Below are 17,213 nucleotides of genomic sequence, written 5' to 3'. Positions count from 1 at the left end.
TGATGACACTCCGATCCGGCATCGCCTCACTCGTCCGTCTGGCCACCGGACCGAGCAAACGAGCCGGGCATTCGATGCGCTCGTATGGGAAAGCCAGGAGAAAAAGGTTCAGGGACACGCGCGTGGCCCTGAATATCGTACCCCTGTCTGCCGCAGGCCTCCGAGGTCGCCACCGGCAGCACGATCGATTTCCTCACGGAAACAGTTTCCTCGCGACAACAGTTGTCATGGGGTACGGTTCTGTGGTTGACATCCGATCTCTGCGATCTTCAGCGGGTCCTCGCCGCTCCCGCCTACGGTGGCGGCCCGCTCACGGCCTGGAGTACTGACACCCATGACGCACAGCCAGACCCTCGAGCTCACCGTCCGGTATCCGGCGGGGAGCGTGGCAGTCCTCACCGTCGCCGGGGAGATCGACGTGGACAGTGCTCCGGCCCTGCGGACCAGGGCCATGGAGCTGATCAGACAGGGGACACCTCATGTGGTGCTCGATCTGGAGCCCGTGGAGTTCTGCGACTCCTCCGGCCTCAACACGATGATCGGCATCCTCCGGTATGCGAAGGACCGGCACGGCTCACTGTGCCTGGCCGCCGCGCCGTCACACCTCGTGAGGCTGCTGGACCTCACGGGCGTCGGTGTTCTCATACCGACGGCCCCCACCACGGCCGAGGCGCTGACCCGCATCGTGATGCCCGGCGAAACACCCTGAGGGCCGCCGAGCCCCGCCGGCACGTCCGTCCGGTGCGCTCCCCCCCCGGACGGCGCCGGCGTCTCACCCCTGGCGCGGACCGTCCTCCACGAGGCCGGGCCGCACCGCGTCCCCCTGCTCCATCACCGCTTTGAGGCGCTCCAGCGTCGTACGAATGTTTCCCCGCTGGAACTCGGCGAACGTGTGCCCCCGCGTCGCCACCCGGTCGAAGGCGTCGGCGAGGAAGTCGGGCCACGCCCGCCGGTTGTCGGTCCAGGTCTCGGTGACCCGGGTGGAGCCGTCGACCGCTTCGAAGCGGTATTCCCACAGCGCGATCGCACCCGGCAGCCGCGGACGCCGCAGCCCGATCGCGTGCACACGGAAGGCGAACCGCTCGCCCGGATCGGCGGCCGTCACCGTGCACCTGGTCGTCCAGCGGAAGGACCCGCGCTTGTTGCGGCCCTCGAAGACCATGCCGACATGTGCTCCCCGGCGGCTCCCGAGCACCCGGGCGCCACGGTTCTCCGGACTCCACCGTCCCATCGCCGTGGGATCGCTCAGTTGTTCGTACACGGCCGACGGTGACGCCCGGATCAGGATGCTGTCCGACACGGACATGGTGCGGGGCATGAGAGGTACTCCTGGTCCTCGGCGGCCGGGTCGTCGCACCCGAACCGGACGGATCATCAGCGAACGCTTGGAGACGCTGGTTCGTTGGACAGTGTGGCGTACACGCAACAGCGTCCAGGACACCGGACCCGAGGAGCCCGCACATGCCAAGCCCGAGCGAACCCGGCACCATCCGCACGGCCGTCACCGGCGACCGGACGCGTCTGGTGGAGCAGCTCATGGAGCGGTTCCCCCATGTGCCGAGAGAAGCTGTCCTCAAGGAGGATCTGCTGCGCGGCGGCGTGGCGTTCGACGAATCCGCGCTCAGCGACAACGAGCACGGGGACATCAAACCCAAGTCGTACTTCATCTTCTCCTTCGACCACAGCACCCTGCCCGAGCTGGGAGCCGCCGCACTGCGCCGCCCGCCCGAGGAGATCGTGCTCACCGGCGGCCCCTACGACCTCCGCCGAACGGTGGTGTCGGTGCGGGTCAACCCCGCCTCTCCGTACCGCGTGGCAGCCGGACCCGACGGGGTCCTGGGGCTCTATCTGGACGGGGTCCGCATCTCCGACGTGGGCCTGCCCCCGATGCCGGACTACTACCGCCACACCCTCGCCAACGGAAAGTCCGTGATGGAGGTGGCGCCCACCATCCAGTGGGGCTATCTGGTCTACCTCACGGTCTTCCGGGTCTGCCAGTACTTCGGCGCCAAGGAGGAGTGCCAGTACTGCGACATCAACCACAACTGGCGCCAGCACAAAGCGGCGGGCCGCCCCTACACCGGGGTGAAGGACGTCGAGGAGGTGCTGGAGGCCCTGGCGATCATCGACCGCCACGACACCGCGCGGACGACCACCGCCTACACGCTCACCGGTGGGGCGATCACCTCCCACATCCAGGGCCGCGACGAGGCCGACTTCTACGGACAGTACGCCAAGGCGATCGAGGAGCGCTTCCCCGGCCGGTGGACCGGCAAAGTCGTCGCCCAGGCCCTGCCCAAGGCCGACGTCCAGCGTTTCCACGACTACGGCGTGCAGATCTACCACCCCAACTACGAGGTGTGGGACCGGCGTCTCTTCGAGCTGTACTGCCCGGGCAAGGAACGCTACGTGGGCCGGGACGAATGGCACCGGCGCATCCTCGACTCCGCGGATGTCTTCGGCGCGCGCAACGTGATCCCCAACTTCGTCGCAGGCGTGGAGATGGCCGAGCCCTTCGGTTTCACGACCGTGGACGAGGCCATCGCCTCGACCACCGAGGGTCTCCGCTTCTTCATGTCGCACGGCATCACCCCGCGCTTCACCACCTGGTGCCCGGAGCCCACCACACCCCTGGGAAAGACCAACCCGGACGGCGCGCCGCTCGAGTACCACATCAGGCTGCTCGACGCCTACCGCTCGACCATGGAGGAGTACGGCCTGTCCTCGCCGCCCGGATACGGTCCCGCGGGCGCCGGTCGGGCCGTGTTCTCGGTCAGCTCGTTCATGGACAGTCTGCCTTCCGGGAATTGATCCGACGCCCGAGACCCGACATCCGCGCCGCGCCCCGCACCGGCAGGCGGGCGACGTGGCGAGGACGGGCTCGCGGTGGTCAGGCCCGCCACTCCGCGGTGCGTTCCGGAGAGGCGTCCGCCAGCGCCGTCGTGATGGCGTCGGCGTCTCCCCGATTGCCGTAGACGGGTGTTCCCGGCTGCTGGCGCCACGACTCGTCCAGGCCGCCCGCGTCCACGGTGTCGAAGCCCAGCTGGTCGATCAGGTCCCGGACCGCCTGCTTGGCCGCCGGGTCGTCGCCGGCCACGGGCAGGGCCTTCCGGCCGGGCGTGCCCTGGGGCCGTCCCCTGTCGAGGATGTCCTGGGCGTATGTGCCGTTGAACGCCTTGATGACCGGGTGGCCGATCTGCTTCTCGGTCCACCGGCTCTCCGTGAGCCCGTCCTCGATGGCCGCGATACGTCCGTCACGCTGCTGCGGGTAGTAGTTGCCCGTGTCGATGACGGCGACATCGTCGGTCGCTCCGTCGAGGATGCCCGCCGGCAGGTCCGGAACCGACTTGAGCGGAACGGTCACCACGACGATCCGTGCTCCCCGCGCCGCCTCGGCCGCCGTGACCGCTGTGGCACCTGTTTCCTCGGCGAGGTCCTTGAGCGTCTCGGGCCCCCGGGAATTCGCGACGGACACGTCGTGTCCGAGTGCGGTGAGACGCCGGGTGAGGTTGCCGCCGATGTTGCCCGCCCCGATGATGCCGATCTTCATGGAAATCCGACCTTCCGATGCCGAGTGCCTGGAGTGCGAGGGTCTCGCCGGTTCACCAACCCCGGGGGCACCGACGCTATTCCGGGCGTGCCGAATCGGTTCAGCACCCGGGTGACGGATGAGAGCGCTCCGGATGGGCACGTATGGGAGAGAGAAACGGAACCACAATGCCCCACTTGGAGGTGGTGCCCGTGCTGCACGGCGTAGATGTCAGCGCCTTTCAGACGGACTACGACACGGACGGCTCGGACTTCGTCTTCGTCAAGTCGACCGAAGGCCGCTCCTATGTCAATCCGAGACTGAAGAGCCAGGTGAAACGCGCCCGGGACGCCGATTGTGTCGTCGGCTTCTACCACTTCCTCTGGCCCGGAAACGCGAAGGAGCAGGCTGACTACTTCCTCGACAGGACGCCGGAGAAGGAAGGCGACCTCCTCGCCGTCGACTGGGAGCAGACAGGGGAGGGCACACGCGCGAGCAGCGCGGACAAGGACCGTTTCATCCGGGAGGTGAAGAGGCTGAGGCCCCGCCACCGTGTGCTCCTGTACTGCAACCGCTCCTTCTGGATCAACCACGACACGAGCTCGTACGCCGGCGACGGACTCTGGATCGCCGACTACGGCAAGGCGGCCGCACCACGGATCGAAGCGGAGTGGCGCATCCACCAGTACACCGACGACCCGCTCGACAAGAACGTCGCCGACTTCCCCTCGCGGAAGGCGATGCGCGACTGGGCCACGGCCTGAGCGGAACCGCGCCCCTGGGAACGACGGCGCGCTCGTCAACATACGGTTCGTGGCTGTCGGCCAGTGGAGTGTCCTTTGCCAGCCGCTGGTGCAGTGCGCACGGAGATGACCTGCGGTACTCCCGCGGGGAGTCCATCCTGGTCGCCGAGTCCGCAACCGGCCGTCGACCGAAGGAGTGCCGCAGTGACGACGAGGGGCCCCGCAGTATCGGCGGAAGCCGATCCCGCCTACCAGGACGAGCTGCCTGTCCGCCGTCGGCAGCCGGGGAACGTGGTCATCAGATGGCTGACCACCACCGACCACAAGACCATCGGCACGCTCTACCTGAGCACGTCGTTCCTGTTCTTCCTCCTCGGAGGCGTCCTGGCGCTCGTCATGCGCGCCGAGCTGGCCCACCCCGGCACGCAGATCGTGTCCAACGAGCAGTACAACCAGGCGTTCACGATGCACGGCACGATCATGCTGCTGATGTTCGCGACGCCGCTGTTCGCAGGCTTCGCGAACTGGATCATGCCGCTGCAGATCGGCGCGCCCGACGTGGCGTTCCCGCGGCTGAACATGCTGGCGTACTGGCTGTACCTCTTCGGCTCGCTGATCGCCGTGGCCGGCTTCCTCACCCCGCAGGGTGCGGCCGACTTCGGCTGGTTCGCCTACACCCCGCTCACCGATTCGGTGCGTACACCAGGTATCGGCGCGGACCTGTGGATCATGGGTCTGGCCTTCTCCGGCTTCGGCACGATCCTCGGTTCGGTCAACTTCATCACCACGATCATCTGCATGCGCGCCCCCGGCATGACGATGTTCCGCATGCCGATCTTCACCTGGAACGTCCTGCTGACCGGTGTCCTGGTCCTGCTGGCCTTCCCGGTCCTGGCCGCCGCCCTGCTCGCGCTGGAGGCCGACCGTAAATTCGGCGCACACATCTTCGATGCGGCCAACGGCGGGGCACTGCTCTGGCAACACCTCTTCTGGTTCTTCGGCCATCCAGAGGTGTACATCATCGCCCTGCCGTTCTTCGGGATCGTCTCCGAGATCATTCCGGTGTTCAGCCGCAAGCCGATCTTCGGTTACGTCGGCCTGATCGCTGCGACGATCGCCATCGCCGGTCTTTCGGTGACGGTGTGGGCGCACCACATGTATGTGACGGGCGGCGTGCTGTTGCCGTTCTTCTCCTTCATGACGTTCCTCATCGCGGTGCCGACCGGTGTGAAGTTCTTCAACTGGATCGGCACGATGTGGAAGGGGTCGTTGTCGTTCGAGACACCGATGCTCTGGTCGGTCGGCTTTCTGGTCACCTTCCTCTTCGGTGGTCTGACCGGCGTGATCCTGGCATCGCCGCCGCTGGACTTCCATGTCTCCGACTCGTACTTCGTCGTCGCGCACTTCCACTACGTCGTCTTCGGCACCGTGGTCTTCGCGATGTTCGCCGGCTTCCACTTCTGGTGGCCGAAGTTCACCGGCAAGATGCTGGACGAGCGGCTCGGGAAGATGACCTTCTGGACGCTGTTCATCGGCTTCCACGGCACCTTCCTGGTGCAGCACTGGCTCGGTGCCGAGGGCATGCCGCGCCGCTACGCGGACTACCTCGCGGCCGACGGCTTCACCGCACTCAACGCGGTCTCGACGATCTCCTCGTTCGTGCTCGGACTGTCGATGCTTCCGTTCCTGTACAACGTCTGGAAGACCGCGAAGTACGGCAAGAAGATCGAGGTCGACGACCCCTGGGGTTACGGCCGTTCGCTCGAATGGGCGACGTCGTGCCCGCCCCCGCGGCACAACTTCCTGACGCTCCCGCGGATCCGCTCCGAGTCGCCGGCGTTCGACCTGCACTATCCCGCGGTCCGTGCGCTCGAGGACACCGCCAACCGTCCCCACGAATCCGTCACCGTGGCTCCCGGAGACAAGCAGGCCTAGCCTCCGGAGCGACGGGCCGAGGAGAGGAGGACCGCGTGAAGCCGGACAAGGAGAGCGCCCGGGGCCTGGCTCAGGTGGAGGGCTACCTGCTCTTGAACGCCGAGGTCGAGGAGGCCCGCCGACAGGCCCGACGCTTCACCGACGCCCTGCCCTGGCTCACCACCGCCCAGCGGGAGGACGTCGAGCGCGTCTACGTGGCGGACAGGATCGAGGCATGCCGGGAGACGCTCACACGGATCGCGGGCCGTGCCCACGAACTCCGGGGTGAGTACTCCGCGCGCTACGACCGGCTCAGGGCTCGCTGCGTCGCGTTGACCGTCCTGGCCGTCGGCACGGTGGGCGGCACCTGCGGCGCCCTGACACTGATCGGCCGCTGACCCTGGCCCCGGGGCGCCTGTGCCCACGCTTCAGGCGCCCCGGGTCAGTGGCGCACCAGGCAGAAGGGGTGCCCGGCCGGATCCGCGAACACACGCCAGCCACGTGCGTCGCCCCCTCGATCCAGCAGGGTCGCACCCAGCGCGAGCACCTGCTGCTGCGCACGGTCCAGATCCGGGACACCGAAGTCCAGATGGGACTGCTGTGGGTGAGCGGGGTCCGGCCACCTCGGAGGCAGGTACTCATCGACCCGCTGGAAGCAGAACACGAGCCCGGCCGGAGTGTGTACCGTCGCCCAGTCCTCGCCCAAGGCCCACCGCTCGTCGGGCCGGTCGGCCTCCCCGCCGGACACGGCCGCGTAGAACCGGGCCAGGCGCGCCGGATCGGGACAGTCCAGCACCACACACTGCAATACAGCGATCATGCGCAGCATCCTAGGAAGCCGTGCTCACCGGGCCGGGACCGCCCATGCCCGGTCGAGCTCGGAGAGGTGCTCGGCGAGCAGTTCGGAATGGGGCGAGGGCAGTTCGTCGGCCGGGTGCTCAAACTGCACCGCACACGCCGTCGTGGTGTCGATAAGCCTTTCCAGGGCGCCGGCCACACCCTCGGACCCGGCCGAGTACCGGGCCGCCGGTGGGAGTTCGGCTGCCGACAGCTCGATCGCCGCACGGGCCGCCGCCAGCGACCGATAGGCGTCCCGGCGCAGTGCCGCCCTGCCGGCGCGGTCCTCCCGGGCCATGACATGCCCCAGATAGCGGTGCGCCGCGTCCACCGCCGTGTCGAGAGCGGCCCGTACGGCGTGGCCACGCCGGCCCGGCAGCGGGAGGTGCCCGACGAGCAGCACCGTCGCGCAGGCGAGGAGCGACTCCACCACCCGCCCCCACGAGGCGGGCGGTTCACCTCCCAGCACGACGAGGGACAGCACGAGAACGGTGACCACCGCCGTCTGCACGGCGAAGTGCCGGGTGGCCACAGGAAGCAGCGCACCACAGAGCGCGACCGCCACGACTAGAGGGTACGGACCCGACGCCGGCAGGACCGCGCCACCGAAGACCACGGCGCCCACGACCGTACCCACGGCCCGGCACACCACGCGCGAGACCAGCGGTCCGAGATCGGGCTTGACGAGGAACACCGTGGTGGCGGGCAGCCAGTACCAGTGGTCGTGGTGCAGCCACTGCGCGACGACCGTGCTCGTCGCGCAGCACACGGCGACCCGCAGACCGTACTCACGGCCCGCCGCACTCCACGCGCCGCGCAGGACGGACACATGAGAGCGTGCTCCCCGCCGCCCCGGCGGCGCGCCGACGGGGCGGTCGAAGGCCGCCGCGGCCCGCAGCAGGGCGTCGTCCAGGGCCCGCAGCCCGGCATCCGTACGGGCCGGAGCCGCCAACGGTCCGCACGGGCCGCCGATCCGCACCGCGGCCGCCAGCCTGAGGGGGCCCTCCACGATCCTCTCCGGCACCGGGGCCCCGGCCCACGCCAGCGCGGTCGCCGCCTCGGCCAGCGGAAACACCGCCGCGTACCGGGCGTGCAGCCGGCGCTCCGCCGCGGAGCTCGCATAACGCCGCAGCCGTGGCCCGGACAACGCGTCCTGGGCCCGGTCGAGCGCGGCACTCAACGCTGCGCGCCCCGCGCGGGCCTGCGGGCCGCCCGCGGCCCGCAGGAGTCCGGCCACCGCCTCGTACACCGCGGCGACCGCCTCCCGCTCCCCGTCGAGCCGGTACGGCCCCCTGCCGATGCTGCCCGGCGACGGAAGGACCAGCCGGAGCAGGAGGAGCCACCCCGCACCGGCGAGGAACAGCAGAGCGCGCACCGGGCCGGGCTCGGGCGACGGCATGCCGGCCCCGATCACGACCGCGACCAGCACCTGCGTGCCGCACGCGGAAGCGACGGGCCCCGTGGAGCTGACCGCTCCCGCGACCAGACCCAGCAGCCCGAACAGAAGCGGCAGAACGACCAGGGACCGGCCGTCGCCGACTGCCGCCGTGATCACCGAGCCGAGCAGCAGACCCGCTGCCCCGGCAAGGGCGGGGAATCCGAGCCGGGCGACGGAGGAGCGGCGGCTGCCGGGCCGGTCGTTGATGCCGGCCAGCATCGCGCCGAGAGCGGCGGGAATTCCGGCGGTCGGCCGTTCCGCGAGGACCGACACGAGCAACGGCAGGACGGCCAGCGCTCCGCGCAGTACCGCGCTCCACGGCACCGGTCCGCGCTGGGCGCGCAGCACATGGGCGAGCCAAGGGGGAAGCCGGCCGGCAAGAAGAGAAGGCGTGGGCACCGTGCTCCTGTCCGCGTGGGAGGACGAGATCGCCTGCGGACGCCTTCGGCCTGGGCTCGTGCCCAGCGTAGATCCCTTACGTGGAGAGCGTGCTACCTGCCCGTTTCCGTGACATGACGGTGTTCGGGACCGGGGGTGTCAGAGGGCGGCGCCGAAGTTCTGGGTCCACACGGGGCCGCCGGACGACTCCTCCCTGCCGATTCCGATCTCCTTGAAGGCGCAGTTGAGGATGTTCGCCCGGTGGCCGGAACTGTTCATCCAGGAGTCCATCACCGCCGCGGCGGTCGGCTGGCCCTTCGCTATGTTCTCGCCGTACGTGCTCCACCGGTACCCGGCGGCGGTGATGCGCGCGCCGGGGTCCGTGCCGTCCGGAGAGGTGTGGGAGAAGTAGTCCCGTGCCACCATGTCCGCCGAGTGACGAGAAGCGGCTTTCGCCAGCAGGCTGTTGCCGCCCACCGGGGCACACCCCTCCTTCGCCCGCTCGCTGTTGACCAGGGCGATGACCTCATCGGCCACCGACGGGGCCGACGAGACCTTCGGCGTAGAGGCCGGAGCCGGCTCGGATGAGGGAGTGCGCGGCTTCTGCGTCTTCTCAGGAGTGGGGGTGGCGCTCCGGCTCCTCGACGCGGACGGAGACGCGGTCGCCGAAGGTGACGGCGACGCGGAGGAGGGCGAGGGCGCGGGGGAGGAGGGCGACGACGACGGCGTGGTCACGGATGCCGAGGGACCGATGAGCGGAGTCATGGCGGTCGCAGGTTCCTCGCCCTCGTCGTCCGTGTGGAGCTGGACGACGGCCCCTCCGCCTCCCAGTACCGCGACCGCGGCCAGACCGGCGAGGGCCGTGGTGCGCCGGCGCCGTCTCACGCCGTCCCGCCGGCGCTCGGCACGTCCCGGCCCTGACGCGGCGGCTGCCGCGGACAGGAACGCCGTCGGCGCGAATTCCGCCGCCCGGCCGCCTGCGGACGCCGCCACGGGGACGAGAGCCAGGCCCACCAGCAGACCCTCCGCCGGGACCAGCCCCGACCGGTGCCCGGCGCACACCGTGCACTCCCGCGCGTGGCGCGCCAGGCGCTTGCGCCACAGCGCGGACGGCACCCCGTCCCAGTGGGCCGTCAGGTCTTCGAGCAGCACACAGCGAGGGTCCGCCGCCAGCGCGCGTACCACCACGCGGGAGGCCTCCAGCCGCTCCTTCATCCGCTGGACACGCACCGCGGTGTGCTGGGGAGACAGGTCGAGGGCGCTCGCGACCTCCGCCCTGGACAGCTCCCCGGCCGTCTCCAGCCACCACAGCGACACCAGCTCGCGGTCGTCGTCGTCGAGCCACCTGGTGGCCTCGGCGGCCTCCCGGCGCTGGCCCGTGAGACCGAGCCGGACGATCGTCAGCTCGACGAAGTCGGCGGCGGGATCGACGACGTCGTACGCGCCGTCCATCCGGTCCGCGGATATCTCCCCGGTCCCGCGCGCACGCCGGTGCCCGCGTATCTCGTTCATGATGATGGCCACGAACCAGGACCGGAAACTCTTCGGGGTACGCAGTGAGGGCAGGCCGCGCAGCATACGCAGCACGCTGTCCTGGACCACGTCGTCGACGTCCGCGTGCCCGTTCAGCGCCCGGCCGACGATGTTGTAGACCAACGGCAGGTAGGACGCGACGAGCCGATCCTGCGCCTCGGGGTCGCCCTTCTGCGCGGCCTTGATCAGCGCCGTCTCGCCTGCCTCGCCCATGCTGTGCTCACTCTTCCGGGATCCTGTTCCGTCACTTCCCACACTCGGGAGACGCCGTGCGGCGGGGACGATAACAGGAATCCGGTCAGGTGCTCGATATCCGCCCCGGAAACCGCACACGCCGCGTGCCCGGCCCGGGGACGGAGTGAGCCGTCACCGGGCGGGCACCGGGATGCGGGCCGGACGGCGAGCCCGGCGCGTTGCCGTCAGGAGCGGGGCGGGTTGTCCTGGTCGCGGTCAGCGCCGAACTGCTGCTTCAGCTTGTCCTGGCCGGTGTCGACATGCTTGCCGTACTTGCCCTGCGTCCGGTCGTCGATCATGTCTCCGGCCTTGTCGACGCCCTTTCCGGCCTGGTCCTCGTGGCCCTTCAGCATCTTCTTGATCTTGTCCAGCGCGGACATGGCGGATCCTCCTCGTGTCGGCTTCCCCCACTCGTCAAGGGTCGCCGCACATCGCCGGGTCCGCATCCGCGAACGCCGCCGGACGGGGCCCGAGGGCCCACCGACGTGTGAAGGGCGGCTGGGTGGGCAGATACCGGGTTACCAGGAGGAGGTGGTGGCCGTGGGCCGCATCCAGATCGTCCGCCGTCCGCAGCCCCCCACGGGGCCGCCCCCGCTCGACCTGCGAACACCGTCCGGACGGCCCCTGCCGTACTGAGCCCGGAGGCGTGCCCGGACGTGCGTCCGTCGCCATCGCGGTGTGTGAGGCTTCGACATGAGCCTTGACCGACAGCCACCGGCCGACCGGCTCAGGACCGATGTGCCGCACTCGGCGTCTGGAACTACCTGCTCGGAGGCGAGGACAACTACCCACGGACGCCGAGGTGGGGGAGATGATCCGTGGGGCGGCTGTCCGACGAGGAGGACCAGTGGGCTCTGGCCCTCCCTCTGATCGAGGAGTCCACGCCGGAGGCTGCGCGGCCCTCGCGGACGGCACCGAACACCAGCAGGACGATGAACCGCCGGTCCGGACGGGCCGGCCGCACCCCCGGGCCCCGCCGCCAGCGGTGCGGGACGCAAGCCCTGAGCCCGGGGCGGGCGGAGCGTAAGCTCCGGAGACATGATCGACCATTCGGCGTACGCCCCGTCCGCCCGCCGGACGAACTGGGCGGGCAACATCACCTTCGGTGCGGAGCGACTGCACACACCCACCTCCGTGGCCGGACTCCAGGACCTCGTGTCCGCGGGGACGGCCGTCCGGGCGCTGGGCACCGGGCACTCCTTCAATGCTGTCGCCGACACCGACGGCACCCTGATATCCGTCGCGGGCCTGCCCCGCTCCATCGAGATCGACCGGGAGGCCCGTACCGCGACGGTGAGCGCCGGCCTGCGATTCGGGGAGCTGACCGGAACCCTGCACCGCAGCGGGTTCGCCCTGCACAATCTGGGCTCGCTGCCCCATATCTCCGTGGCGGGAGCGTGTGCCACAGGCACCCACGGCTCAGGCGTGGGAAACCGTTCCCTGCCGGGCGCCGTCAGGGCGCTCGAGCTCGTCACCGACGGCGGCGGCATCCTGTCACTGGAGCGGGGTGACGCGGACTTCGACGGCGCCGTGGTCTCCCTCGGCGCACTCGGAGTGGTGACCCGGCTGACCCTGGACCTCGTGCCCGCGTTCGACATCCAGCAGTGGGTGTACGAAGGACTTCCGCAGGAGCAGTTGCTCGGCGGGTTCGACGAGGTGATGTCCGAGGCGTACAGCGTGAGCCTCTTCACCGGCTGGCACGGCGGCCCGGTCGACCAGGTGTGGCTCAAGCGGCGTGTCGGCGACGACGGCCCCCGCACCGCCCCGCCCCGGTGGCTCGGCGCGACGCTCGCGGAGGGGGCGAGGCACCCGGTCCCCGGTGTGGCGGCGGAACACTGCACGCAGCAGCAGGGCGTCCCGGGCCCCTGGCACGCCAGGCTCCCTCACTTCCGGCTGGAATTCACGCCGAGCAACGGGGAGGAACTCCAGTCGGAGTACTTCGTCGCCCGGCACGACGCGGTGGCGGCCTACGAGGCCCTCGACCGGGTCCGGCAGCAGTTCGCGCCGCTCCTCCAGATCGGTGAGATCCGCACGGTGGCGGCCGACGACCTGTGGCTGAGCCCCGCACAGGGGAGGGACTCCGTGGCGTTCCACTTCACCTGGGTGCCCGACACCGCCGCTGTCACGCCCGTCCTCGGGGTCATCGAGGAGGCCCTCGCCCCCTTCGGGGCCAGGCCGCACTGGGGCAAGGTCTTCACCACCCCGCCGGCGGCGCTCCGCGAGCTGTACGGCCACTACGCCGACTTCGAGCGGCTGACCGAGCGGCTCGACCCCGCCGGCACGTTCCGCAACGGCTTCCTGGCTGACCATTTCCCCCGTACCGCCTGAGGCCCGGGACTCCGCGCGTCCGGGTCACGCCCGGTCAGGCCCGTCCATAGGTCCGGCCTGATCCGGGCGCGGGAACCTAACTCCGGTCGGGCGGCGGACCGCCGGCCCGACGCCCGGGTGACGGACCCGGTGCGAGCTCCTCCACGAGAGCGGCCAGCTCCTCGCAGGCGAGCTCCGTCTCGTGGCGGATGTTGTTGTGCTCGGTCACGATCGCCGCGAGCAGCAATCCTGTGAGCGCCACACAGCCGTTGAGGACGCAGAGGTTGAGCATGACCTCGAGCACCGAGTGGCCGGTGAACGGTCCGATCCCCCCGGTTCCGGCGATGACCGCCATGACGGACATCAGGAAGGCACATGGGGCGCTGCCGGCCAGCTGGAAGCGGAGCGCCGCCCAGACGAGTACCGGGAAGAGGAGATAGATCATGGACAGCGAGCTTCTGGTCGCCACGGTCGTCGCCACCACCGTGATCACGGCGAGCGCCACGGCCTCCGCCCACCGGTCGTCCGTCCTGGGCAGGCGTACCTTGCGCAGGACGAGCAGCAGAGGCGTGACCATGAGTACGCCCATCGCGTCTCCCGCCCACCAGGCTGACCAGACCGGCCAGAACCGAGACGCGGACAGCCCCCCGCTCAGCAACTGGACCCCGCTGCCCACGGTGGCGCTGATGAGCATGCCGCCCAGTGCTCCCAGAAAGACGAGGGCGAGGCCGTCGCGCAGGCGGTCCAGCTCCGTACGGAACCCCACCACGCGCAGGGCCAGATAGGAGCACAGCGGGGCCAGGGCGCTGCCCGCGGTGACGGCCAGGCCCCAGAAGGTGAACCCGTCGCTCATGGAGATGACGGTGAGCAGAGCCCCGAGGGCGATCCCGGGCCAGATCCGTGGCCCCAGGTACAGCAGGGCGGCGAGGGCGATTCCGGAGGGCGGCCACAGGGGGGTGACGACCGAGCCCTCCACCTCGATCTCTCTGAGGAGACCGAGCTGCCCGGACGCGTAGTAAGCGGCGGCGATGCCCAGCATCTGCAGAACGATCACGGCTCGGCGTCGGGTCTTCTCGCTGGGGATCACGCATCTCATAAGACACCGCCCGTGACGGCGGGCCGTTGTGACACGCACGGGTGTGGGACCTGCTCACCCGGGGCCCGGGGAGGGGCGATCGTGACGCAGCACGAGCACGGCCGCGTCGTCCTCATGGCCCGTGAACACCGCGGCCTGGAGCACCCGGTCCGCCAGTTCCTCGGCGTCGGCGCCGACGTGGGCGCTGACCAGGCGCCTGATCCTGTCGAGGCCGTCGTCGATCGACAGGGAGGGGCCTTCGATGACTCCGTCGGTGAGCAGGACGAAGACCCCGTCGGCATCCAGATCGCGCCGGGTGACGGGGTAGTGCTGGCGCAGGGCGATGCCGAGCGGGAGCCCGCCGGCGTCGGCTGTGATGCCCGAACGTCCGTCGGACGTCGCCCACACGGATGCGACGTGGCCCGCGCGTGCACTGCGTAGTTCCCGCGTCTCCGGGTCCAGCCGGAGGAACGAGCAGGTGGCGAAGAGCGCCGAATCCATCGACAGGATCAGATCGTTGGTGCGGCGCATCACCTCACCGGGATCGGCCGCCGAACTGGCGATGGCGCGCATGGCTATGCGGATCTGCCCCATGAAGGCCGCGGCTTCCACGTCGTGTCCCTGGACATCGCCGATGGCGAGCCCGAGCGACCCGTCCGGCAGGACGAAGCCGTCGTACCAGTCGCCGCCGATGTCCAGCCCGTCCCGGGCGGGGGCATACCGAGCCGCCGTCTGCAGTCCGGGGAAGACGGGCAGCGTCGCGGGCAGCATCTTGCGCTGCAGGGCCTGGGCCAGCTCGACGCGGGCCTGATGCAGCTCCACCTCTTCCCGGGCACGGGCGGTCAGGTGCTGCAATGTGCTGAGCAGGTCCTCGGCGCTCGCCGACCGGGGAGTTCGACGCCGGTTCATGGGCCGCTCCGCGTTGCGATCGTTCCTGCATCCTATTTCGGCGTCGGAACTCCTGCGAGCGCTGGTGCGGCTTCGCCGCCGGGCGCCCGGGGCCCCCGGTCAGCCTGCCCGGCCGAGGGAGGCGGTAAGCCGCCCCAGGGTCTCCTGCAGGGCCAGCACCTCCTGGACCGACATGCCCGTGGCCTTGAGGATCGAACGGGGGACGGGCAGTGCGCGCTCGCGCAGATCCGTCCCGGCGCCGGTGAGGTGGACCGTGACCGACCGCTCGTCCTCCGGGCTGCGCTCCCGCCTGACGAGACCGGCTGATTCCAGCCTCTTCAACAGCGGCGACAGCGTGCCGGAGTCAAGGTGCAGCCGCTCACCGATGGTCTTGACCGGGAGCGGGCCGTGCTCCCAGAGAACCATCAGGGCCAGGTACTGCGGGTAGGTGAGGCCGAGGTCCTTGAGTGCTTCCCGGTAGACGCCACCGAAGGCGCGGGAGGCCGCCTGCAGCGAGAAGCAGACCTGGTGGTCCAGCTTGAGGAGTTCCGTGTCCGGCAGATCGGCCAGTCGGGGTGCGGGGGTCGGTGGTGGCGTCATGAGTCCAGAGTAGCTTGCCGTCCGTCATTAAGTTGTGCGCAATTGAATTGCGTGTCATTCTTACGGGGTGGCCGGACCTCGGCCACCGTCGCACGAGAGAAGGTCACCCCATGGACGCGCTGTACACCGCTGCCGCCACCGCCAACGGCCGTGAAGGCCGGGCGGTGAGCTCCGACGGACAGATCGACCTCGCGCTCGCCCTGCCTCCGGCCCTCGGGGGCAACGGAGCGGGAACCAACCCTGAGCAGCTCTTCGCCGCCGGATACGCCGCATGCTTCGCCAGCGCGATGAGCTCGGTCGCCCGCGAGATGAAGGTCGACACCCAGGACGTCTCCGTGACGGCCGAGGTATCGATCGGCAAGGACGATTCAGGCTTCGGGCTCGCGGTCGTCATGCGCGTCGAACTGCCTGAGTCACTCGAGGGCGAGACCGGCCGGCGCCTGGTCGAGGCGACGCACGCGTACTGCCCCTACTCCAAGGCCACGCGCGGCAACATCGACGTCGAACTCGTCATCGAATAGTGGAAAACGTCTCCCCGTCCGTCATCGGGCGGGGAGACTTTCTCGAGCAGGGGAGACAGGAGTCGAACCTGCGGCATCCGGTTTTGGAGACCGGCGCTCTGGCCTCTGAGCCACACCCCCTCGGCGTGATCAGCGTCGCAGCCGCTCCCCGCAGCAGACAACCGGTTTTACGGTGGCCCAGGCCCGTTCCCGGGGTCCGCCCCCCGGCACCCGGAGGTGAACGCGTACACTCGGCTCCCGTTTCCGCTGATTGGCGGGCATAACCGAGCGATAGGCAGTTCACGTGAGTTTCGCAGAGGCATCCGACGCACCGATCTACGCCGGTCTGGTGGAGGAACAGGGCGACGTTCCGGCCGAGGTGCGGCGGGTGGCCGAGGAGACGCTGCTCGAGGTCGAGAGCGCGCTCGACTTCAGCGCGGTGCGTGCTCCGGCCGCAGCCCGCTGAGTCCGGTCCGGGCCACGCCGGGTAACGGCTGGCCGGGTCCGGATCAAGCGGGATCTCCGTGGGCAGGATCATCTCCGTCGACCGCCGCATCCTCACCCCCCGGAGCCCGCGTGACCATCAGCCTGCACCGCGCGGCAACCGTCCTGTTCCAGGGTGACAGCATCACCGACGCGGGACGGCTGGTGGAACGGGACTGTCCCCTGGGTAACGGCTACGTCCGGACGGCCGCCGAACATGTGCGGTCCGCGCTTCCGGGCAGTGACATCACGTTCGTCAACCGGGGCGTCGCGGGCGACTGCGTCTCGGATCTGCGCGCCCGCTGGCGTGAGGACGCCCTGGACCTCGAGCCGGACGTGGTGTCGGTCCTGATCGGCGTGAACGAGACCTACCGCCGCTACTTCTACGGCACCGTCACCCCGGTGAGCGTGTTCGAGCGCGACTACCGCGCCATCCTCACCCAGGCCCGGGAGGAGTCGGACGCCCAGCTGATCCTCATCGAGCCCTTCCTCGTGCCGGTGCAGGAGGAGCAGTGGGCCTGGCGAGAGGACCTCGACCCGAGGATTCAGACGGTCCGCAGGCTGTCCGAGGAGTTCGACGCCGCGCTGCTGGCGGCGGACGGCCTGCTCAACCAGGCGGCGCGCACCGCCGGCGGCGCCGAGTGCATCGCGGGCGACGGAGTCCACCCGACCCCGCTCGGGCATTCGGTCCTGGCGGCGGCCTGGACGTCACTGGCAGGGATGTAGCCCGCCGGGGGCCGGAGTAACGGAACCC

The 17,213-nt window shown here is 70.0% G+C and carries 18 protein-coding genes and 1 tRNA gene; 9 read left to right on the top strand and 10 right to left on the bottom strand.

All coding sequences use genetic code 11. The features are described 5' to 3' along the window. Positions 1–334 precede the first annotated feature (334 nt). On the top strand, positions 335–709 hold the full coding sequence (locus ACZ32T_RS32120; RefSeq protein ID WP_467274059.1) for an STAS domain-containing protein: 375 nt from the start codon (positions 335–337) through the stop codon (positions 707–709). A gap of 63 nt (positions 710–772) precedes the next feature. On the opposite strand, the gene ACZ32T_RS32115 is transcribed toward ACZ32T_RS32120, so the two are convergent. Beyond that, on the bottom strand, positions 773–1,318 hold the full coding sequence (locus tag ACZ32T_RS32115) for an SRPBCC family protein (protein WP_467370640.1): 546 nt from the start codon (positions 1,316–1,318) through the stop codon (positions 773–775). Between the two features lie 143 nt (positions 1,319–1,461). Here ACZ32T_RS32115 and ACZ32T_RS32110 point away from each other — a divergent pair, with 143 nt between their 5' ends. Beyond that, positions 1,462–2,811 carry a radical SAM protein gene (locus tag ACZ32T_RS32110; protein WP_467370637.1) on the top strand — a complete coding sequence of 450 codons (1,350 nt, stop codon included), beginning with the start codon at positions 1,462–1,464 and terminating at the stop codon, positions 2,809–2,811. 79 nt (positions 2,812–2,890) lie between these two features. Here the strand turns inward: ACZ32T_RS32110 and ACZ32T_RS32105 are convergent, their stop codons facing one another. Then, the gene (locus tag ACZ32T_RS32105) at positions 2,891–3,550 is read right to left on the bottom strand and encodes an NADPH-dependent F420 reductase (RefSeq protein ID WP_467370634.1); all 660 of its coding nucleotides are present in this window, start codon (positions 3,548–3,550) and stop codon (positions 2,891–2,893) included. A gap of 191 nt (positions 3,551–3,741) precedes the next feature. Between ACZ32T_RS32105 and ACZ32T_RS32100 the strand changes: the two genes are divergently transcribed. The 3 genes from ACZ32T_RS32100 (at position 3,742) to ACZ32T_RS32090 (ending at position 6,584) form a co-directional block, all read left to right on the top strand. Continuing rightward, entirely contained in the window at positions 3,742–4,293 is a 552-nt protein-coding gene (locus ACZ32T_RS32100; RefSeq protein WP_467274073.1) for a glycoside hydrolase family 25 protein, read from the top strand. 183 nt (positions 4,294–4,476) lie between these two features. Then, positions 4,477–6,207 carry an aa3-type cytochrome oxidase subunit I gene (gene ctaD, locus ACZ32T_RS32095; protein WP_467370630.1) on the top strand — a complete coding sequence of 577 codons (1,731 nt, stop codon included), beginning with the start codon at positions 4,477–4,479 and terminating at the stop codon, positions 6,205–6,207. A 35-nt stretch (positions 6,208–6,242) separates the two neighbouring features. After that, entirely contained in the window at positions 6,243–6,584 is a 342-nt protein-coding gene (locus ACZ32T_RS32090; protein WP_467370627.1) for a hypothetical protein, read from the top strand. A 44-nt stretch (positions 6,585–6,628) separates the two neighbouring features. On the opposite strand, the gene ACZ32T_RS32085 is transcribed toward ACZ32T_RS32090, so the two are convergent. The 4 genes from ACZ32T_RS32085 to ACZ32T_RS32070 form a co-directional block, all read right to left on the bottom strand. Beyond that, on the bottom strand, positions 6,629–7,006 hold the full coding sequence (locus ACZ32T_RS32085; protein WP_467370624.1) for a VOC family protein: 378 nt from the start codon (positions 7,004–7,006) through the stop codon (positions 6,629–6,631). A 24-nt stretch (positions 7,007–7,030) separates the two neighbouring features. After that, positions 7,031–8,860, bottom strand: coding sequence for an FUSC family protein (locus ACZ32T_RS32080; RefSeq protein WP_467370621.1), 1,830 nt, complete (start codon positions 8,858–8,860; stop codon positions 7,031–7,033). A gap of 138 nt (positions 8,861–8,998) precedes the next feature. Then, positions 8,999–10,585 (bottom strand): sigma-70 family RNA polymerase sigma factor, encoded by a 1,587-nt coding sequence (locus tag ACZ32T_RS32075; protein ID WP_467370618.1) that lies wholly within the window; start codon positions 10,583–10,585, stop codon positions 8,999–9,001. 206 nt (positions 10,586–10,791) lie between these two features. Continuing rightward, positions 10,792–10,986: an antitoxin gene (locus tag ACZ32T_RS32070; RefSeq protein WP_356710832.1), complete on the bottom strand. Its 195-nt coding sequence runs from the start codon at positions 10,984–10,986 to the stop codon at positions 10,792–10,794. A 658-nt stretch (positions 10,987–11,644) separates the two neighbouring features. On the opposite strand from ACZ32T_RS32070, the gene ACZ32T_RS32065 reads away from it, so the two are divergent. Beyond that, the gene (locus ACZ32T_RS32065; RefSeq protein WP_467370616.1) at positions 11,645–12,934 is read left to right on the top strand and encodes an FAD-binding protein; all 1,290 of its coding nucleotides are present in this window, start codon (positions 11,645–11,647) and stop codon (positions 12,932–12,934) included. Between the two features lie 76 nt (positions 12,935–13,010). Here the strand turns inward: ACZ32T_RS32065 and ACZ32T_RS32060 are convergent, their stop codons facing one another. The 3 genes from ACZ32T_RS32060 to ACZ32T_RS32050 all read right to left on the bottom strand — a co-directional run bounded on the left by ACZ32T_RS32060 (position 13,011) and on the right by ACZ32T_RS32050 (position 15,476). Beyond that, a complete protein-coding gene (locus ACZ32T_RS32060) occupies positions 13,011–14,000 on the bottom strand; it encodes an MASE1 domain-containing protein (RefSeq protein WP_467274240.1) in 990 nt (329 codons plus the stop codon). A 63-nt stretch (positions 14,001–14,063) separates the two neighbouring features. After that, positions 14,064–14,897 carry a PP2C family protein-serine/threonine phosphatase gene (locus tag ACZ32T_RS32055; protein WP_467274238.1) on the bottom strand — a complete coding sequence of 278 codons (834 nt, stop codon included), beginning with the start codon at positions 14,895–14,897 and terminating at the stop codon, positions 14,064–14,066. A 99-nt stretch (positions 14,898–14,996) separates the two neighbouring features. Continuing rightward, the gene (locus ACZ32T_RS32050) at positions 14,997–15,476 is read right to left on the bottom strand and encodes a MarR family winged helix-turn-helix transcriptional regulator (RefSeq protein ID WP_467370612.1); all 480 of its coding nucleotides are present in this window, start codon (positions 15,474–15,476) and stop codon (positions 14,997–14,999) included. 110 nt (positions 15,477–15,586) lie between these two features. On the opposite strand from ACZ32T_RS32050, the gene ACZ32T_RS32045 reads away from it, so the two are divergent. Beyond that, positions 15,587–15,997: an organic hydroperoxide resistance protein gene (locus ACZ32T_RS32045; RefSeq protein WP_467274235.1), complete on the top strand. Its 411-nt coding sequence runs from the start codon at positions 15,587–15,589 to the stop codon at positions 15,995–15,997. A gap of 47 nt (positions 15,998–16,044) precedes the next feature. Here the strand turns inward: ACZ32T_RS32045 and ACZ32T_RS32040 are convergent. Beyond that, positions 16,045–16,117 (bottom strand) — tRNA-Trp (locus tag ACZ32T_RS32040). A gap of 163 nt (positions 16,118–16,280) precedes the next feature. On the opposite strand from ACZ32T_RS32040, the gene ACZ32T_RS32035 reads away from it, so the two are divergent. Next, positions 16,281–16,442 (top strand): hypothetical protein, encoded by a 162-nt coding sequence (locus ACZ32T_RS32035; protein WP_187327294.1) that lies wholly within the window; start codon positions 16,281–16,283, stop codon positions 16,440–16,442. A gap of 110 nt (positions 16,443–16,552) precedes the next feature. Continuing rightward, the gene (locus ACZ32T_RS32030; protein ID WP_467370609.1) at positions 16,553–17,185 is read left to right on the top strand and encodes an SGNH/GDSL hydrolase family protein; all 633 of its coding nucleotides are present in this window, start codon (positions 16,553–16,555) and stop codon (positions 17,183–17,185) included. Positions 17,186–17,213: the final 28 nt, after the last annotated feature.

It is taken from the genome of Streptomyces sp. NPDC023573 (assembly GCF_055559735.1).
Note: the sequence above shows the minus strand (reverse complement) of the source record. Positions and strands in the feature narration are given on the sequence as shown.